Below are 17,397 nucleotides of genomic sequence, written 5' to 3'. Positions count from 1 at the left end.
CAAAGTTTATCATTTAATCCCCTCTAAAATAAGTATATACAATTGAAAACTTTATAATTGGCTTTAATGTTATAAGATTAAGGAGTACGTAATAAAAAATGATGGAGGGATCTAAGTGTCAAAATTAAACATTCAACCCGAAATGTCAATTGAAGAGTTAGGACAAAAAGTATCTGGCTATTTAAAGGACCATTGGGAAGAAGTTCTTGCAAATACTATTGAGGAACTCCAAAAATTATTTCCGAAGTATGAAGATGCCACCTATGGTATGTACTTAGATAACCTACTTCCTCCAGCATGGAAAGAGCTTGAGAAAGCAGGTTTTCAGTCTGCTGAAAAAACAAAGGAAGATGACTTTATTATTGCTGGGTGCTTAAATTTTAGAAATTCTATTGAAAAAGCAAAATGGGGAACGCCTGATCATGACAAACGTATCTTTTGGATTGTAATTGAAAACCAAAATAAACAATTAATTGGTACTTTTCTTTTTGAATTATCTCATTCTCATGTAAATTTCAACCTCCCTTCAGCTCCAAAACTAATGATTTTTACAAGTACTGAAAGAAATGAAATTACAAAAAAAATTCTAAGCCTAAACGAAAATTCTTGATTAATGTAACAAGAGGCTGTCTAAAAAGGGCTTGATGATGCATTCAAAGAAAAACAGCGGGAAATAAAAAAACAAAAAGCTAAACAAAAGCATAAAGGGCGATAGATTTTTCAAAAATCAGGCGCAATTATGGGGCAACACAGGTAGAAAATAATCAGACTTTTTTATAAAACCGAAACATAAATTTGCTGAATAAGAATCCATTTTGATCAATCTTTTTCAAAATGGATTCTTTTTATTTACCGTAGAATATGGATTAACACGATATTTTTAATCAAACTTTATTTTAAAGCTACAGTTTCTACCCTAATTACAATAAGAAAAACAAAAAGAACTTGTAGGAATTCTACAAGTTCTTTTTTAAATAATGTAAAAATTTAAGACAAACTATCTCATAATTTATAAAGAGAAAATCATACTAATTAGCTTGATTCCATAAAACTATTATTCAATCTATCGACCTTCTACTACGGTCTCACCAGAATAATAAAATTTCCCGTTTTTAGCTTGTGCATATGCATACACTGTTAAGCCTTCGTATATCTCTGGTACATCTTCTAACCGTTCAGTTATTTCCACTGTATTCGTTCCATCGCTCAAATCAGTTGGAGGAGCCCATGCAGTTGTAATATATCTATTAGGTCCATATTTCTCTGATACAGTACTTGGCTTTTCTACTGACCATACAATTCTTTCGTAATATTCCATATTAAATGGATTTTGTAATTTCCAAACTCTAAATGTTACCTCATCGCCATAAATTCTCACAGAAGTTTTTGCTTGATTACCAAATTGTGCAATAAATAAACCCACATTTTTATTCAAATAACTTGATGGTAATGTAACAGCTTCTTGTTCTGCTGCACTTGCCTTCGTTGTAACTACAGTTCCTAACCCACCAATACCGATTGCTCCTGCTAAAGCTCCTACAACTAGTTTTTTTAACATATAACCATCTCCTTTTTTCAATAAAATTTTTGGTACAAATTAAGCATATTCTACCTTTTAATTTATGTAAATATTTAGAGTATTTAGAAATAAAACCCTGAACATTCACCATTTTCTGGATATATTGTAGAAAAATTAAATTAATAAGACGGACATAATAACTGCAGTCAGCTTAATGATTGTGCAAATAATATGGATAATATTTACATCAAAGGAAATCCGAAAAGGAGAAAGACCACTAAAATAGTGGTCTTTCTCCTTTTCGGATTTAAATATTAACGTAATCAGATATTGTAGCATGTCCATCTTCAGAACTAATTGGCCTCACCATATCCAAAAAGAAAATTTTACGTTTAGACACATTTTGGACATAAATAACCGATTCCCTGTATGCTAAGCAATTTTTCACATAGAAAAAGCCGATTTCCTAAACGCTAAGGGCTAATCAGCTTTTTAAGGAATTTAGGTGAGATACATATAAAAAATGGATTTTAGCATAGATTTTATTCTTATTAGATTATCCTTCTATTTCGAATACAGTCTCATCGCCATTAAGCCAAAAGCCCCGTTGTTTCTCAAAACATAAAGCGGGCTAAATTTTTAGCATAAACAAATAACGCAGCACGTGTTGCTTACTATAAGTAACATGTTTATTATCCCTTTCTAACTTGCTGGCCATAATACTTCCCTCTAGGGTTGCGATAATAAAGGAAGCTACCGCCTTTGTATCGATATCCGGTTTTAACTCCTTGTTCTGAATCCCTTCTACTATAATCCCTTCAATCATATTGAGAAATGTATAGAAAACTTCAAGTGCCTTTTCCCTTAACAGTAGATTCGTATCATCACTGTCTACAGCAGTATTCAGTAAAGGACACCCCCCTTTTATTGGTGGGTTATTTATTACATCTTCATATACATTAAAAAAAGCACCAACCTTTTCTAATGTTGTATTAGCATTGCATATCGCCTCAGAAAAATGTTGAGAGACAGTCTCAATCGCATATTCAAATGCCTCTAAAGCAATCTCATCTTTACTTTTAAAATTACGATAAATCCCCCCTTTTTGTAGCCCTGTAGCCTCCATAATGTCATTCATCGAACAGCCAGCATAGCCTTTTTGATTAAACAGTTCTGCCGATTTTAAAACAATGTTTCTTCGTGTTTGTTCACCTTTTTGCATAATATCCTCCATTATTATTGTTGAAAAATTGTAATATGTTTTAGTTGTACATTAACATATAATAAGTTACCTTAAAAGAGACCGTTCGGTCTTTTTTTGATATAAGATTAGAATTTCTAAAAGGAGATAGTGAGAGAGTTAGCATTTGGTTAGCATGTAACATTCTTATCATGCTAATGGTATCTGACATGAATTTATTGAAGATAATTAAAACTAAGGAGGAAATTATGCATAACATTATTATTCCAGATAGTAAAGTAGCAATAGAAGCTACTCAATTGGTTTACGAGATTTCTCCAGAATTTCTTTATAATCATTGTTTACGAACATATGCTTTTGGTGATGCATTGGGAAAAAAATATGGATTTAAATATGATCAGGAGTTATTTTATCTTGCTTCTATTTTACATGATGTTGGCCTTACAGAGCATGTATGTTGTAAACATTCATTTGAATATGAAGGTGCTGATCATGCAGAAAAATTCCTTCATTCCTATGGTTTTTCACAAGATAAAATTGATGTGGTACGTGAAGCTATTATTCTACACACCTCAGAAATTGCTAAAGAAAAACAACCAGAGATTGCGTTAGTTCATTTCGGGGCGGGAATGGATGTAGTTGGTTTACGTATAGAAGACATTCCGGAGGAAACATTTAATTTTATAATTGAGGTTTATCCTCGATTAGGTTTCAAAAAAGCTATGATTGAACTTATTAAATATGATTCCAATCTAAAAAATACACAGCAACAGCCAAATAATTTGAGTTCTTCTATGCTTCGTATGGGGTTTTCAGATTGGGTGATGAATGCTCCTTTTAAAGATTAGAGAATAAAGAATTAGAATGGCATGGATACAGGCCACAAAACGGATAAAAACCACGCTATGCAAAGAACTAGCCTCTACAAAAGAGGCTAGTTGACGTAAAATTCGATATAGGAAGTTAATTTTAGAAGTTATTGAATATAATCATAAATATTTTTTGCTAATAATAAACAAGTTACTGTTATGAAAAGGGCACGAACATACCCACTTCCCTTTTTTATAGCAAATTTAGATCCGATAATCCCTCCAGCAATTTGTGCAATTCCCATTATGAAACCATACGCATAGTTTACTTGTCCTACATACATAAACATTAACAATGCACCCATATCGCTTCCTAAATTAAGCAACTTCGCATTACCTGCTGCTTTTAAAAAATCATACCCAATAAATAAAAGCGAAAACATTAAGAATGAACCTGTGCCAGGACCTAGAAATCCATCATAAAAACCAATAACAAAAACAAAAACAGTAAAAATAATGAAGTGTCGACCGGACAATTTCTTATGAGTGGAAATACTCCCCCAATCCTTTTTGAATATCGTATAAATAGCAACAGCACCAAGCATGATCAGCATCAATGGCTTCAGTACCTCTGGGTTCATTAAATGAACGGTCCATGCACCTATTATGGAACCTATAAAAGTGAGTGGGAATAATCTAAACCCTGATTTCAAATCCAGGTTACCAGAACGATAAAACACAATATTACTAGTTACACACCCCATTGTCGATGCTAATTTATTCGTGGCTACTGCACTTGCTGGATTCAGCCCTGTAAATAATAAAGCTGGTAAAGCAATGAGTCCACCACCACCTACAACTGAATCAATAAATGCAGCTACAAATCCAAAAACAATCAAAATCATTAATACAGATGGGTCTAAATAAAAATCCATACTATTAACCCCCCTTTAGTCACTATTCGAATAGTAACTAATAATTTGCTAAATGTAAACAGTTATTGTAACGTTGAAATATAAAAGCAAACATCGGAGGACGAAAAAAGTGGACTACATAGTGCAACAGCTTAAAAAAATTGGTTTCAATGAATATGAAGCTAAATCTTATGTATCTCTTGTTAAACAAGGGCCTGTCACAGCCTACCAAGTAAGTAAAGATTCAGGTGTCCCAAGAGCGCGAATTTATGAGATTTTAGGTAACCTTGTAGAAAAAGGAATTGTCATGAAGGAAGAAATAAATGACACCACTCGCTATTCACCTCTGCCTGTTGAAATCTTTTTACAAAAGGCGCAATCAGAATGGCAGTCTACTTATGAAGGAATCAGTGATTCATTAAAAACACTAGAAACTTCCGAGGAAAAAACGGATAATCGAGTCATTACTTTAAAAGACAATAAAACAATCATTAGCTATTGTCAGGCATTAATAAAAAAAGCAGAACGACGTATTGTCATTTCAATGTGGGATGAGATGTATGAAGCGTTAAAAGAAGATCTATGTGAAGTAGCTGATAAAGTTACAATACAAGGTATTACCCTGCATGTTGAAAATCCCATTAAAAATCTAGAAGCCCATCGCATAACACCTTATACAGAAACCCTGTCTACAGAACATTGGTTTATTGTATCGATAGATTCTAAAGAGATGATTTATGGACCATCACTTGAAAAGCGTAATATTGCTTTTTATACAGATGACCCCGTTCATATATACTTATTAGAGGATTATGTATGGCATGATGTGTTAGTGAATCGACTTGTTCGACGTAGCCAAGACAATTTGGAGAATTGGATTGCTACAGAGCGAAAAGCATTCTTTACGGAAGAATAAGAAGCATTATTTAAATTAGCGTTCTTTGTTCAACCTGACTGTTGAACAAAGAATCATGTATATTCTATATACATTTGATTAACATAACGTCCCATTATCGGTAGCAAGAAAAAAGACGAATCCCTACTTCAAAAGGAATTCGTCTTTTCTTTTCTCTATAACCCTATTCATCTTTTTATACATTCCTATCCTCTTGTGGGTTTAGAGTTCTTGTTTGTTACTGTTTTAGCCAAAAAACTGTATAAAATCTTGCATACTCTTAGCGTGGGTTTTTTCAAAAATGCTGCCGGTACCCCGAGTAAAAGGAACTATATTTTATACAAAACTTTAAACAATGTATCATGCAATTCTTTTTTTAAGTTCTCATCTGATACTACATACATGTGATCTACGAATTTAGTAATTAAGTCGAAGTTATAAGCTAATTTAAAAAGAAATACATCTAGATCTAAAAGCATGCCCTTCATATGCACAAATGAAGGTAAAACATATGCTAAGATTTGATGATTCCCTTTTTTATAAGCTCTAGCAATGCGATGGTTTCCATCGATAATGACTCCCCTGTAATTGTTATTTGCGACAGGGTGCTGGGCTATTATAATAGGTTCATTATTTTCTCTATTCATATCAATTGTATTTAAATTCACATCATTATTTAGTGCTTCATCTACTAAGTTGTCTACAATGAGTGTGTTTGGAATAATTTCGTTTTCTCGAATGAGTTCTTTTAATTTTGGAATATCCCAAGTTAAGTAATAGTAACCCAATTCTTGCCTTTCTCCGTAGAAAAACGGCTTTGTAAAACATTGATTATTTATTTTTGAAGAGATATCTTCAGAGGAGTATTTCTTCAAAGTTTCTTCGAAAAAACTTCCAAAACTCCACAATTTCTGTTTGTGCGCCCGAATAACCTTTTGAATTTTAGGATAATCAGATAATTTTTTTGATGATTCATTTAAATATCTATCCAAATCACAGTAAACTAACTTTTGAAAATTTTTAGTTGTATCCAACATACTGAACACCCCATTTTATATTAATATCCTAATTTTATCAAAAATTCGAAATAAAACATATTTTTATGATGGTATTTTTAGGGTACAAATTCAAAAAAACGAATCGTTATCATATGTATTAAGTGTAACTAGAAAACTATATGGTAATTTGGATTCAACCTCATTATTATCCCATGCCTAAAAGCGATGAGCTTTCTCGTTTGAAAATGATTGTAATTGAATTTCGATAATAACTTGTGTTCCGTTATCTAGATATTAATAAGTCTAAAATAGATAACTTATCATCTTCATAATAAAAACCAAGTATAATTACTTGGTTTTTATTTAAAATATTTAATTTTCAATGTTAGCTTGTGTATGATCACAAAATTCTGTTGGAAAACCACGATCATCTGTACACCATGATTGAGATTGAAAAGCTAAAAAGATAGCAACCCAGTGATTGTCGTTATACTGGATTAAAATCCCTCCATCATGGTATATCCCGTTATCTTTTGCGTGATCTTTTATTCCTGGAGGTTTATCTTCATTTCCTTGGTTCATATGAACATTATGCATACCCTTTACTGGTTTGAAACCAAAAACTTTGTCTTTTTTTTCTCGCTTATTAGAAAATTTCGAGCCGTAGATATATATTGTTGCTTCTTCATTTATAGCTTTTGGGATGTACTTATTAAATAAATCGTGTAAATCATTATTTTTACCTTCGAGATCAGAAGGTAATATTTTCATCTTAGCGGGATCAAATAATTGGCTACGTATATAATCTAGTGAGATTTCTTTATTATTTTCATCAATTGATTTAAAGCCATTATCCATTGTAGGAAGAATTGTAATTGCTGATGCATCAAATTCTTCATCTACTAAATATAAAAGTTCTGGTTGCTCAGCAATAGATTGTGCATTAACAGCAATGCGATATTTTACATTTTCTTCACCAATCATAAGAATCTGGTAATGAGGAGATTCTAAATCATCTCTTTCCTCTTCTTTGTCAATTGCAATACCTTTTAATACGCCATAATGTTCTACAGGCATAGTTGTACCTCCTAATGATAAATTTTCACTCAAGTTATTGTTTGCGAAAAGTTTATATATATATATTCTTTTTGTGTCTTGGAACTTTAAAGAAATATATATATAATCAATTTTCAGCATTTATTTGTGTATGATCATAATCTTTTATCGTTTTCTGACAGAAGACTTCTTCCTCAAAAATGTGAAGGTGTGAAACACCAATTTTAGATGGAAGATGAATGTCGGTTGGTATAAGCCAACATGCTTGCTAACATACACTTGTAAGGGTGCTATAACAAGGTACTTGTGCAAAAAAGCTGCTTCACGTTATTGTGAAGCAGCTTTTCCACCAAATTTAACTTTATAATTGATTTCTATTTGGGAAAGTTCTATAACCCTCTGTTAAATCTAATAATCCATTACCTTCGATTCTACGGTCAAGTCCTAATGAGACTGTACGTTTGATAAGTTGAGCATAAATTTCAGTTTCGGTTAAAGTTCGTCCAAAGTCAGTTTCACATTGCTTAATAATAAGCGCTGCGGCTCCTGATACATGCGGTGCTGCCATAGAAGTTCCGTTAAATGTAGCATAACCATCTTTAACTCCATCGTTATTATCCTTATTTTTAGGAACAGTCGATAAAATACCGAATCCAGGAGCTGTTAAATCATTATCTAGGTTTGTGTTTGAGAAAGGTACAAATGAACGATCTAATTTAATTGCTGCAACAGATATAACCTCTGGATGCCTAGCTGGATAACCATACTCATCTTTCGCAGCGCTAGAATCTCCACCGCTACGGGGATCCCCTTCGTTCCCAGCAGCACAAATAACTAAAATTTCATTCTTAACCGCTTCTTGTATAGCTTTATGAAGATTTTCATCAGGACGTGGACCACCAAGCGACATATTTATAATACGAATGTGATCTTTTTTATTATGTTCTTGATTCCACTTGATGCAGTCTTTAATCGCTGCAATTATATGTTCATTAAATGCTGCAGGGCGATTAGGATCTTCAGTTGGAGTGAACACTCTATAAATAGCAAGTCTTGCTTGAGGAGCAACTCCAAAAATCCCTGTCCCATTTGCTGCAATTGTTCCTGCAACATGAGTACCATGGTCGGCGATATCGGAAAAATCAGACTCATCACCATGTTCTGTAGTATTTTTCCCAAAAAGAATACGATTTTGTAAATCAGGATGATTTTTATCACATCCTGTGTCTAAAATAGCAACTACGATACCTTTACCCTGCATACTATCATCCCAAACTTCAGGAGCTTTAATCATCTCCACTCCTGGTGGTGTTTTTTCTGCTCTGTCGTCTGCTGGTTCAATTGTATAAGGTGCTAGTCGATAAGTAGTCATTGTAAATACCTCCTTTTATTAACAAACATCAATTAGCATACTCATTTAAATTATATTTATTCTAGATATTTGGAAGAAAAAATAAAAGGATTTAAGGCATCGTAGTATGGTTAAACCAAAATAATAATAGGAGAATTATTCAATGGCAGTTAATAGATAAATGTTTTTTAACCTTCAGTTATTTGTATCAGAATGGGATTAAATCCACTTTTTAAAGAATATCATTAGTTTGTGATGCGAATAAGAACGGCTTAATAGCAATAGGTACAATTTCAACATTAAAAGTAATGAGCTTGAAGAGGATATCAAAACTATACAATGTTGTAGTTCTTTAAAGAGACATAGACTTTCTTGTAGAATATAGAAAGTGAATTCCTCCTTCAAGATTTTCGAAGTTTAATCACTTCAAAAATTTCTATATTTAGGGGGGAATTTTTTTATGCCCTTAGAGTTTTTATAGCTTTTGGAGTGAAAAACGTGCAAAATACTCAAATAGATATAGAAAAACCGGTTTCAAATGTTAGAACCGGTTTTTCTACGACTTCAATTTATCTTTATATTTTTCACTTTATTTTTACCTTTTTTAATACTTTAAAACTACCTAAGTATAGAAATAGTCGATCAAAAGTGATTAGATAAAGTCCAATAAATACAAACCCTGTTAAAGATACAATAAGAAATGGTAATAGGTTTATCAAGAACCATACAGAAAGAATTCTTTGTGAAAAAAATTTTAATCCTTTGTATACAATAAAGAGGGTGATGAAAAGGAGAATCAATAATAATAATTGACCTTTTGATATTGATTCATTTGCCCAGTAAATAAACTTTGAACCGAAAGTACTTATAATAGTTCCACATATAAGTACAACCAATAAAATAGTTATAAACTTTACCAACAAATTTATTCTAATAGCCTTAAAAAATCGTTTGCTTGCAGTTTCAAGGAGATTTTTATAATAAGAATCAATAACAGGTGATGAAATCCAAGAATCCATCTTAAAGAATTGATATCTTTCCACTTTTAATGCAGTATTTGTAACAAAATTTTTTATATTTACTTTATCCAATTCATATTGACTTATTCTATAGCCGTTAAGCATTAAAGAAAAAGCTTCTACTTCTGAAAAAGAGTCCAAATCTGTTCTAATACCAGAAAGGAGGTTTTGAACATCTGTATTGACCCCGAAAGTCTCGCAGGTTTGTTCCGTGTTATAAAGTTTCGATTCTTCTTTAAGATTGTGTCTCTCATCAAAGTAGGAAACTTCCTTTACGGGCAATCCCTTCTTTAAATGTACTAGGGCAACATTATCTGAATGTTCCTTAATTATATTGGACAATTGCTGTTCTCGTAGGTTGTCCGATAGTATACTATTTGAACGTTTGATTACATTGGATATCTGTACATTAGGCTCCCTTTCATCTTTTAATTGTGCTGATGCATCACTTAATATAAAATGTGTGCAATTTAAGCGTTTATCTAGTAATCCTCTAATTCCTTGATTATCGTGGACACCGCCATCAACTAATTGTAATCGTACCTTCTCATCATAAAGATTACTAATAGCAAGAGGGGCAAAAATTCCAGGCACACAGGCCGAAGCGGCAACGGCTACACCCAATTCAAAATCTTCGTGTTTGTATATGTCATCATACGATTCTATTCTTTTTAGTCGAAAGTTTTTATCAAATTTTTTTCTAGATTGGTCAATTTGTGTTTCGCCCATATCCGAAGCACTAAAACACCAGTTATGTCCATTATTTAAGATAGTTGCATTAATAAGAAGTATTGGTACTTTTGCACTTCTATTTTCATTATCCTTAAGTGGGTGAAAAGAATTACTCTCACAGCAGGGTTTGATAATTAACTCCTTCATTTTTATAGGCTTGGTGTTATTTGTATCAAGAACTTTTCTGTATAAAAATTTATCATAAAGCTCTCCAATATGATCACTTCGTGAGTAATTAGGAAGAATCATTTTTATATTTTTTACTGGATTAAGAAAGGTTCTTAAACGCAAATTCTTTTGGACTACTCTTAGAAAATCAACTTCAATTTTTGCAACAATCGTCTGGTAGTCTTCATCTTTAATTTCAACATCTCTCTTTTCTTCCAGTAGTTTTTTTAAATGAAGGTAATAAAGCGCGCCAATAATAGAGCCACCTGAAACCGTAGAAATTAATTCAACAGAACGAAGTAACCCCAAATCAGCCAACCTTGCGAGTACTCCAATATGATAGAAAGATGCTCTAAATCCCCCACCAGAAAGGGCAAGTCCTAATTTTTTATTATTTTCCTCTTTCATAACCAAAGTCACCTTTTTCTTTCTTTAAAACTTCAATATTAATAACTAAAATTTATGTTTTCTTTTTTTATAAATTTTATGCTATGAACACATCAATTTTCTGGAGGGTTTAGCTTAGCTACTGACTCTCGTGTAATGCTCCGTTCATCTCGTGTAATGCTCCGTTCATCTCGTGTATCGTTGGGTTTCTGTATACCGAATGGGTAGAACAATTTTTAAAAGAATTTCTTCAGTCAATGCTATGTTCATAGCATCGATTGGTCTGACTCGAAATCGAAATGTTTTCGGGCATAAAAATAGCTAGTTATCTAAAATTCTGATTCCTTTTTAAGTTCTCTTAGTTCAAATAATTTTATACTAGGGGATTCCTATTGAATGAATTATACATATACAAGCTGTATAAAATTCCGAGTGTATTTTTCAGCAAACATGTGTAAATTAAAGATAATGATATCAATAAAAAATATTAGAGGTTTTCCATACTATTAACATACCCTTTATTACGGAATATGCTTTCTGCTAACACATGTCGGTATTACAAATTACATAACTAAAGAAGGTGAAAGCTTATGCAAATTCGCTGTGGGACATTTAATTTATTTCAATTTGTTGAACCTCCTTTCGCATGGTATGAGCGAGATAGCTGCTATTCAGCTGATGAGTGGTTAATGAAAAAAGAATGGATAAAAAAACAAATATCAGACATGAATTGCGATGTTATTGGTTTCCAAGAAGTATTCAGTACAAATGCTTTGAAAAACTTAGTTGAGGAAATAGGGTTTACTCATTTTACAACAGTAGAATCTCCTGTTACAGATATAAATGAACCATTAGTATTTATAAAACCCGTAGTTGCTATAGCTTCAAAATATCCAATACTCTTAGTAAGTCCAGTTAAAGTTCCCGATTCCATTACCGAAGAAATCCCCTTAGGAAAAACTTTCAAATTCAGTCGAATTCCTATAAAAGCTACGATACGTATTGATAGCTCTAGGGATATCGTTTGTTATGTTTCACATTTAAAATCAAAAAAACCAGCCATGAAAGATATCGTTTATAATCCAAGTGAAATGTGGGATAGTCAAATACTAGAAACTTTACGTGCACGTTCAATGGGGCATGTAGCATCTTTACTACAACGTGGGACGGAAGCAGCAATCTTATATCATGAAATATCAGAAACTCTACACAGTAATAAGGAACTTCCAATTATCTTACTTGGTGATTTCAATGATGATGAACACTCTATTCCTATAGAAGCATTAACAAATAGAGAAAAACTTTCAAAAATAGGAGATACACAAATCCCTATCGAGAAACAACCGATTGTCTACGATTATAAACTTTATGATGCTTTTGACTTAGCTCCAAATCAAAGCGGACAAAAAAGATTGCCTACACATTATTATGGAAAATTAGGAAATGTATTAGACTTTATTTTTGTATCTAATTCACTTAATGAGAAAAATAAAGAATACATTGGTCGAGTAAGTGAATATAAGGTGTTTGACAGGCATTTAAAATGTGATGATATTGAAAATAAGACACAATCTGATCATGCTCAAGTAGTTGCCACTATAAAATTCAAAGAAAATTAATACTCATTATAAAAGATGTAAATGCTGCAATGACAGTTCTCTGCATGAGCGAACTTATCGGCCTCATCTATAAGGGATTTTTCCTTTGCTTCATACGCTTGTCGGAAAGAAAAATCTTGATTCATACGTTCCCATTTATTCATTGCTTTTTGTAAAATAGGGTCTTGGTTCATCGCAATATCCTCCAATGTTTGGGTTAAGTGTTCATCTTCATTCGCTGGTAGTAGTAATACCCAACGAACAAAGGAATCTTCCCAGGGATTTACTTGTTCATTACGCCACTGTTGCATGAGTTTTGGGATCTCTACAATATGAATTTCTATGTCATCACTTAATACCTTCTGTTGTTGTTGATTCCATAGAATTCCTGTTGTATGGAATGCCTCGTATTCAGAAAACATAACGAAATTTAACAAATTAATTGTAATTGTTTTATGGAGCGAACTATATGGCATTCGCTTTGTCTTGATATTGCACTTAGCTTATCAAAATGGCCACTTTTCTCCGAAAAATCACTTTTTTACTTCTAAGTATGTTTTTGTTATACTTTCAATTAAGTATTACCAGTAATACTTGAGTAATAATTATAAGAAAAGAGAGATGTTGGCGCATCTCTCTTGGTAACTGATAATGTAAATTAATCGGTTGCTAAAATATATTATTTTTTTCGTTTAGAACTGCCCTTATGCTTCCCGGCTCTAGGTGCAGTTCTTTTATTTGATCTACTTTTAATATTATCTGCTAGTCGTTCTCCGTATGCTGTTAAAATTATTGTCAAAAACCCCTGTATAGGATCATGTAATAAATCGGATAAGTAATCACATAGTTCTATTAGTCCCATCTTCCTCCCCTCCTTTCTCTACAAAAAATATCAGAGAAAAGCGAGCAATTCGATCAATTACATATCAATTGGAATTTATCATAACATGAAAAACAATAAGTTTAATGATCCTAATTAATAAAAAGCCGCTAATATTTAACTTTTTTATGGTTTTTTTCTATTTTTGTTTAATATGCAGTAAAATCAAGTTGTGTTCCTTGAAAATTCCTTAGCGTACGAAATTGGCGTTTTGTTGGTGGAACTTCTATAAAGAATAGTTGATAATCATTTTGAACCCCCAAATTTAATTTTAAGGTAAAAAGCCTTTATAGATTTTTGCATGATATAAAAATCCTCCTTTCCATGATTAACTATTAAAGCAATTGCAGCTAAAATTTAGCTATCTCACATCATAATCATTTTGAGTTTATATTTTAATAGCAATTTAAAAATATTTTTAAAAAACTCTTTAAAATATTAAAGAATTCTTTTATTGGTAGCTAATTCATATAGGAGTAGAGTCAGAAAAACAAAAAGAACTTGTAGGAATCCCTACAAGTTCTTTTTTAGATAATGTAAAAAAGTTAAATTTGAATCGGAGCAAACACTATAACCACGAGTTGATTTTATTATACACCAAATTCTAACATATGCACTTTTATATTTGAAAATTACGTTAATTTAGAAAAGTAAAATATAAAGCTATGATAAATCCCCCAAAATACCGATTTAATATTTTGAACAAAATGATTTAAATCAATATGCATTTTATAATAAATGATGAAAAATATACGTATAGGTAAATAGAGAAGAATGGTGCATTCTTACAATTCATTTTATTTATATGGAATATGTTTTTATCTGTCTGTACATCTTCAACATTTTCTCCATCTACTAATAATCTCCTGTACTTAAAAGAGTGCCCTGTTAATACTGTTGTAACCCCCCCTTTTTTTGTTTGATTACTCGTATCATAAAACAAGTATCTGAAGTTTATATGTAGTCTATCTAGAGTCTATGTAAATCAAAAAATTTCTAACAAACTGTTTGTATTGTAACGTTACCACCAAAACTATTGCTCTAAACACCATAATTTGAAGAAACAGTACCCTATGTTCTAATCCTCAATTCCTCCTACTGCTTATGTTGAGTAAAACTAGTTAATCCCTATAATATAAAAAGAGCATCCCTTTTTGGATGCTCTTTGTTATAACTATATATTATTTAATTTTCTTCATTTGTTGGTACCATTTTTCCTTGTTGAGAATCCGTACCTGTACCTTCTGATTTTTCAACAGTTCTTGCATGTTTTCCAGATTGTGATTCTGTACCTTCTTTTGTTTCTACCATTTTTCCTTCTTGAGAATCTGTACCTGTACCTGTACCTTTTGATTTTTCAACAGTTTTTACATCTCCTTTAGATGCTGGCACTGCATCTTTAGGTAAATCAAAGTTTTGTGAGGAAGACATTGTTCCATCTGCACTCTGTGTAATTACTTGATTTGAATTTTCATTTGACTTTAAATTGTCCGTTTTCGCATCATCTGCACCAATTGTACCACTCGCTAATAATCCTGTACTTAAAAATGCACCTGCTAATAATGTTTTAATCATTTTTCATTACCTCCTGTTTATTTGTAATATTCATCAAAAAAGTATCTAGAGTTAATGTTTTATTCATTATCTTTATCTACTTGCTTTTTGATTACATTTAGCATAAGGCAAGAATCTATAGTTAATATGGACTGTATCTGGAGATTATGTAAAGAAAAATAGATGATCAATTGTATATCCTAATGGATGCTTAGACAATATTAAAATTTTATATGAGTTTGATAGTTGAATTACCCTTTGTTTTTGATCGTAAGGTTTATCGCTGGGGTAAAGCCTATTGAGGACCTAATCTTTTCTAATTTGGAAGTAAACTTTTGGCTAAAAATTTACTTTCATTTTATTTAAACATCAAGTTCTTCCTCAAATTAAAGTGGAACAATTTTATTACTTAGGTTGTCTATTAAATGTGTTCCTAAAATTAGATGTTCAATTTAGATATAATAAATCCCGTTTGAAATCTATTTTTAAGTATTACAAAAATATGAAAGGACTTTTTATTTTGCAAAGGAAAAGGATGCAAAAGAAGGATGAGTATTTAAGAGATACAAGCTTAATCCTTTTACAGGTAAAGCATTGCAAGTCAGATTGAAGAAGGAATAACTTAAACAATAGCTTATCAATCATATAAACATCTTGCATGTGCTTTGAGCTATAAAATTTTAGCTGTAGAAGTATTGTTACCCCATATTCTCTTTACTTACATCAGTATGAAAAACCTAGGAAAAAACCATATATTCTTGAAAGAGGTTGAAAATTTATGTTCATATTAAGCAAGTTCTTTAACATTACATATTACAAAAAGATTGTATCTGTCGTATTACTTTCATGTGTAACACTAATAGGCTGTTCCAATAGTAATACTCCATCTGAATCACCTAAACAAACGAAACAAACAAATCCAATTAAACAAGAAAATACTGGTGATAATTCTTTTGCTAAACTTGAAAAAGAATATGATGCCAAGCTTGGTATTTATGCACTGGATACTGGTACGAATCAAACTGTTTCTTATCGATCAGATGATCGTTTTGCATTTGCCTCTACATCTAAATCATTAGCAGTGGGCGCTCTTTTACGCCAGAACTCAATAGAAGCTCTTGATGAAAGGATTACGTATACGCGTGAAGACCTTTCTAATTATAATCCAATTACTGAAAAGCATGTGGATACAGGAATGACATTAAAAGAACTTGCAGATGCTTCTGTTCGATATAGTGACAGTACAGCACATAATTTAATTCTTAAAAAATTAGGTGGTCCATCTGCATTTGAAAAAATCTTGAAGGAAATTGGTGATACTGTTACTATTTCCGAGCGATTTGAACCTGAATTAAATGAAGTAAATCCAGGAGAAACACATGATACGAGTACACCAAAAGCAATCGCTAAGACACTTCAGTCTTTTACATTAGGAACTGTACTACCATCTGAGAAACGTGAACTATTAGTAGATTGGATGAAGAGAAATACGACTGGGGATAAATTAATTCGTGCGGGCGTACCAAAAGGATGGGAAGTAGCTGATAAAACAGGTGCAGGTTCTTATGGAACAAGGAATGATATTGCAGTTATTTGGCCACCAAATAAAAAACCAATTGTTCTTGCCATCCTCTCTAATCATGACAAAGAAGATGCTGAATACGATGATAAACTTATTGCAGATGCAACCAAAACCGTTTTAAATATTTTAAAAGCTACAAATAAATAATAATAGTAATACATTAATACTTTTCCATGTTTCCGTCACATTACTGTGACGGTTTTTTTAGGTATGTTACAAAAAATTGACCATTTAATGTTACGGAAGCAATTCAAAAAATTAACCGTTACAACTAAAAAACTTTTCAATTTAGACAGATATTTTTCTTATAGGGGGCACCTCATATACGTACTGACTTAAGAAATTAATTGTTCCCAAACGAAAATAAAACACGCCAAAGCCTCATACATAACTGGGTACAACTAAAAAACCATCTGAGATTCTATTAGAGGTTCTAAAGGGAAGTTACATACCCTTTATTGCAGAATTTGATTGCTGCCATACTCACCCGATGTTAATTGTCCCAATGGATTTCAAAATAGAGATGGATGCAACAAATAAAACATTAACAATTCTTGAAGAATGGATTAATTAAATCCATTGATATTAAAAGACTGATTAATCTAAGCATGGATTAATCAGTCTTTTTAATATCAAAATTTTCTTAGCGTGTTTTTTTCCAAAATGCTGGCGGGACCTCATATCCATCAAGCTAATAAAAAACTGTGTTCCAAAAGGAAAATTAAAGAAAAGAA

15 protein-coding genes and 2 pseudogenes are annotated in these 17,397 nt (G+C 31.9%); 6 read left to right on the top strand and 11 right to left on the bottom strand.

What is annotated here, in order from left to right; all coding sequences use genetic code 11:
• The first annotated feature begins 115 nt into the window (after positions 1 to 115).
• On the top strand, positions 116 to 610 hold the full coding sequence (locus tag ACTFN4_RS26530) for a DUF6022 family protein (RefSeq protein ID WP_439963054.1): 495 nt from the start codon (positions 116 to 118) through the stop codon (positions 608 to 610).
• A 453-nt stretch (positions 611 to 1,063) separates the two neighbouring features.
• Here ACTFN4_RS26530 and ACTFN4_RS26525 read toward each other — a convergent pair whose 3' ends face one another.
• Both ACTFN4_RS26525 and ACTFN4_RS26520 read right to left on the bottom strand, forming a co-directional pair.
• Positions 1,064 to 1,558 carry a hypothetical protein gene (locus ACTFN4_RS26525; protein WP_439963053.1) on the bottom strand — a complete coding sequence of 165 codons (495 nt, stop codon included), beginning with the start codon at positions 1,556 to 1,558 and terminating at the stop codon, positions 1,064 to 1,066.
• A gap of 592 nt (positions 1,559 to 2,150) precedes the next feature.
• Positions 2,151 to 2,741 carry a TetR/AcrR family transcriptional regulator gene (locus ACTFN4_RS26520; protein ID WP_439963052.1) on the bottom strand — a complete coding sequence of 197 codons (591 nt, stop codon included), beginning with the start codon at positions 2,739 to 2,741 and terminating at the stop codon, positions 2,151 to 2,153.
• Between the two features lie 227 nt (positions 2,742 to 2,968).
• Here ACTFN4_RS26520 and ACTFN4_RS26515 point away from each other — a divergent pair, with 227 nt between their 5' ends.
• The gene (locus ACTFN4_RS26515; protein ID WP_439963051.1) at positions 2,969 to 3,568 is read left to right on the top strand and encodes an HD domain-containing protein; all 600 of its coding nucleotides are present in this window, start codon (positions 2,969 to 2,971) and stop codon (positions 3,566 to 3,568) included.
• 128 nt (positions 3,569 to 3,696) lie between these two features.
• On the opposite strand, the gene ACTFN4_RS26510 is transcribed toward ACTFN4_RS26515, so the two are convergent.
• On the bottom strand, positions 3,697 to 4,464 hold the full coding sequence (locus ACTFN4_RS26510) for a TSUP family transporter (protein WP_439963049.1): 768 nt from the start codon (positions 4,462 to 4,464) through the stop codon (positions 3,697 to 3,699).
• A 109-nt stretch (positions 4,465 to 4,573) separates the two neighbouring features.
• Between ACTFN4_RS26510 and ACTFN4_RS26505 the strand changes: the two genes are divergently transcribed.
• Positions 4,574 to 5,359 (top strand): TrmB family transcriptional regulator, encoded by a 786-nt coding sequence (locus tag ACTFN4_RS26505; RefSeq protein WP_439963048.1) that lies wholly within the window; start codon positions 4,574 to 4,576, stop codon positions 5,357 to 5,359.
• A 308-nt stretch (positions 5,360 to 5,667) separates the two neighbouring features.
• Here ACTFN4_RS26505 and ACTFN4_RS26500 read toward each other — a convergent pair whose 3' ends face one another.
• The 4 genes from ACTFN4_RS26500 to ACTFN4_RS26485 form a co-directional block, all read right to left on the bottom strand.
• Entirely contained in the window at positions 5,668 to 6,375 is a 708-nt protein-coding gene (locus tag ACTFN4_RS26500) for a hypothetical protein (RefSeq protein ID WP_439963046.1), read from the bottom strand.
• A 333-nt stretch (positions 6,376 to 6,708) separates the two neighbouring features.
• The gene (locus ACTFN4_RS26495) at positions 6,709 to 7,413 is read right to left on the bottom strand and encodes a DUF2278 family protein (RefSeq protein ID WP_439963045.1); all 705 of its coding nucleotides are present in this window, start codon (positions 7,411 to 7,413) and stop codon (positions 6,709 to 6,711) included.
• Positions 7,414 to 7,753: 340 nt separating this feature from the next.
• Positions 7,754 to 8,764, bottom strand: a complete 1,011-nt coding sequence (locus ACTFN4_RS26490) for a S8 family peptidase (RefSeq protein ID WP_439963044.1) — start codon at positions 8,762 to 8,764, stop codon at positions 7,754 to 7,756.
• 563 nt (positions 8,765 to 9,327) lie between these two features.
• The gene (locus ACTFN4_RS26485; protein ID WP_439963043.1) at positions 9,328 to 11,070 is read right to left on the bottom strand and encodes a patatin-like phospholipase family protein; all 1,743 of its coding nucleotides are present in this window, start codon (positions 11,068 to 11,070) and stop codon (positions 9,328 to 9,330) included.
• Positions 11,071 to 11,639: 569 nt separating this feature from the next.
• On the opposite strand from ACTFN4_RS26485, the gene ACTFN4_RS26480 reads away from it, so the two are divergent.
• Positions 11,640 to 12,668, top strand: a complete 1,029-nt coding sequence (locus ACTFN4_RS26480; RefSeq protein WP_439963042.1) for an endonuclease/exonuclease/phosphatase family protein — start codon at positions 11,640 to 11,642, stop codon at positions 12,666 to 12,668.
• 35 nt (positions 12,669 to 12,703) lie between these two features.
• On the opposite strand, the pseudogene ACTFN4_RS26475 reads toward ACTFN4_RS26480, so the two are convergent.
• The 4 genes and pseudogenes from ACTFN4_RS26475 to ACTFN4_RS26460 form a co-directional block, all read right to left on the bottom strand.
• A pseudogene (locus ACTFN4_RS26475) lies at positions 12,704 to 13,129 on the bottom strand (Rpn family recombination-promoting nuclease/putative transposase); the annotation flags it as partial.
• 197 nt (positions 13,130 to 13,326) lie between these two features.
• On the bottom strand, positions 13,327 to 13,509 hold the full coding sequence (locus ACTFN4_RS26470; protein WP_166572513.1) for a hypothetical protein: 183 nt from the start codon (positions 13,507 to 13,509) through the stop codon (positions 13,327 to 13,329).
• Positions 13,510 to 14,239: 730 nt separating this feature from the next.
• Entirely contained in the window at positions 14,240 to 14,470 is a 231-nt protein-coding gene (locus ACTFN4_RS26465) for a hypothetical protein (protein WP_439963041.1), read from the bottom strand.
• A 242-nt stretch (positions 14,471 to 14,712) separates the two neighbouring features.
• Positions 14,713 to 15,102, bottom strand: coding sequence for an alpha-ketoglutarate permease (locus ACTFN4_RS26460; RefSeq protein ID WP_439963040.1), 390 nt, complete (start codon positions 15,100 to 15,102; stop codon positions 14,713 to 14,715).
• Between the two features lie 757 nt (positions 15,103 to 15,859).
• Here ACTFN4_RS26460 and blaIII point away from each other — a divergent pair.
• Positions 15,860 to 16,810, top strand: coding sequence for a class A beta-lactamase BlaIII (gene blaIII / locus ACTFN4_RS26455; protein ID WP_439963038.1), 951 nt, complete (start codon positions 15,860 to 15,862; stop codon positions 16,808 to 16,810).
• A gap of 247 nt (positions 16,811 to 17,057) precedes the next feature.
• A pseudogene (locus tag ACTFN4_RS26450) lies at positions 17,058 to 17,237 on the top strand (LD-carboxypeptidase); the annotation flags it as partial.
• Positions 17,238 to 17,397: the final 160 nt, after the last annotated feature.

It is taken from the genome of Bacillus cereus group sp. MYBK95-2, assembly GCF_051915225.1.
GTDB classification, from domain to species: domain Bacteria; phylum Bacillota; class Bacilli; order Bacillales; family Bacillaceae_G; genus Bacillus_A; species Bacillus_A cereus.
The sequence above is the reverse complement of the archived record's forward strand: the minus strand, read 5'-3'. Positions and strand labels throughout refer to the sequence as shown.

What these genes read in the sequence shown, in the direction of transcription:
- ACTFN4_RS26495 (WP_439963045.1), bottom strand. Translation starts at nt 7,413, where the DNA reads ATGCCTGTAGAACATTATGGCGTATTAAAAGGTATTGCAATTGACAAA.
- ACTFN4_RS26520 (WP_439963052.1), bottom strand. Translation starts at nt 2,741, where the DNA reads ATGCAAAAAGGTGAACAAACACGAAGAAACATTGTTTTAAAATCGGCA.
- ACTFN4_RS26460 (WP_439963040.1), bottom strand. Translation starts at nt 15,102, where the DNA reads ATGATTAAAACATTATTAGCAGGTGCATTTTTAAGTACAGGATTATTA.
- ACTFN4_RS26480 (WP_439963042.1), top strand. Translation starts at nt 11,640, where the DNA reads ATGCAAATTCGCTGTGGGACATTTAATTTATTTCAATTTGTTGAACCT.
- ACTFN4_RS26500 (WP_439963046.1), bottom strand. Translation starts at nt 6,375, where the DNA reads ATGTTGGATACAACTAAAAATTTTCAAAAGTTAGTTTACTGTGATTTG.
- ACTFN4_RS26525 (WP_439963053.1), bottom strand. Translation starts at nt 1,558, where the DNA reads ATGTTAAAAAAACTAGTTGTAGGAGCTTTAGCAGGAGCAATCGGTATT.
- ACTFN4_RS26515 (WP_439963051.1), top strand. Translation starts at nt 2,969, where the DNA reads ATGCATAACATTATTATTCCAGATAGTAAAGTAGCAATAGAAGCTACT.
- ACTFN4_RS26470 (WP_166572513.1), bottom strand. Translation starts at nt 13,509, where the DNA reads ATGGGACTAATAGAACTATGTGATTACTTATCCGATTTATTACATGAT.
- ACTFN4_RS26485 (WP_439963043.1), bottom strand. Translation starts at nt 11,070, where the DNA reads ATGAAAGAGGAAAATAATAAAAAATTAGGACTTGCCCTTTCTGGTGGG.
- blaIII (WP_439963038.1), top strand. Translation starts at nt 15,860, where the DNA reads ATGTTCATATTAAGCAAGTTCTTTAACATTACATATTACAAAAAGATT.
- ACTFN4_RS26510 (WP_439963049.1), bottom strand. Translation starts at nt 4,464, where the DNA reads ATGGATTTTTATTTAGACCCATCTGTATTAATGATTTTGATTGTTTTT.
- ACTFN4_RS26490 (WP_439963044.1), bottom strand. Translation starts at nt 8,764, where the DNA reads ATGACTACTTATCGACTAGCACCTTATACAATTGAACCAGCAGACGAC.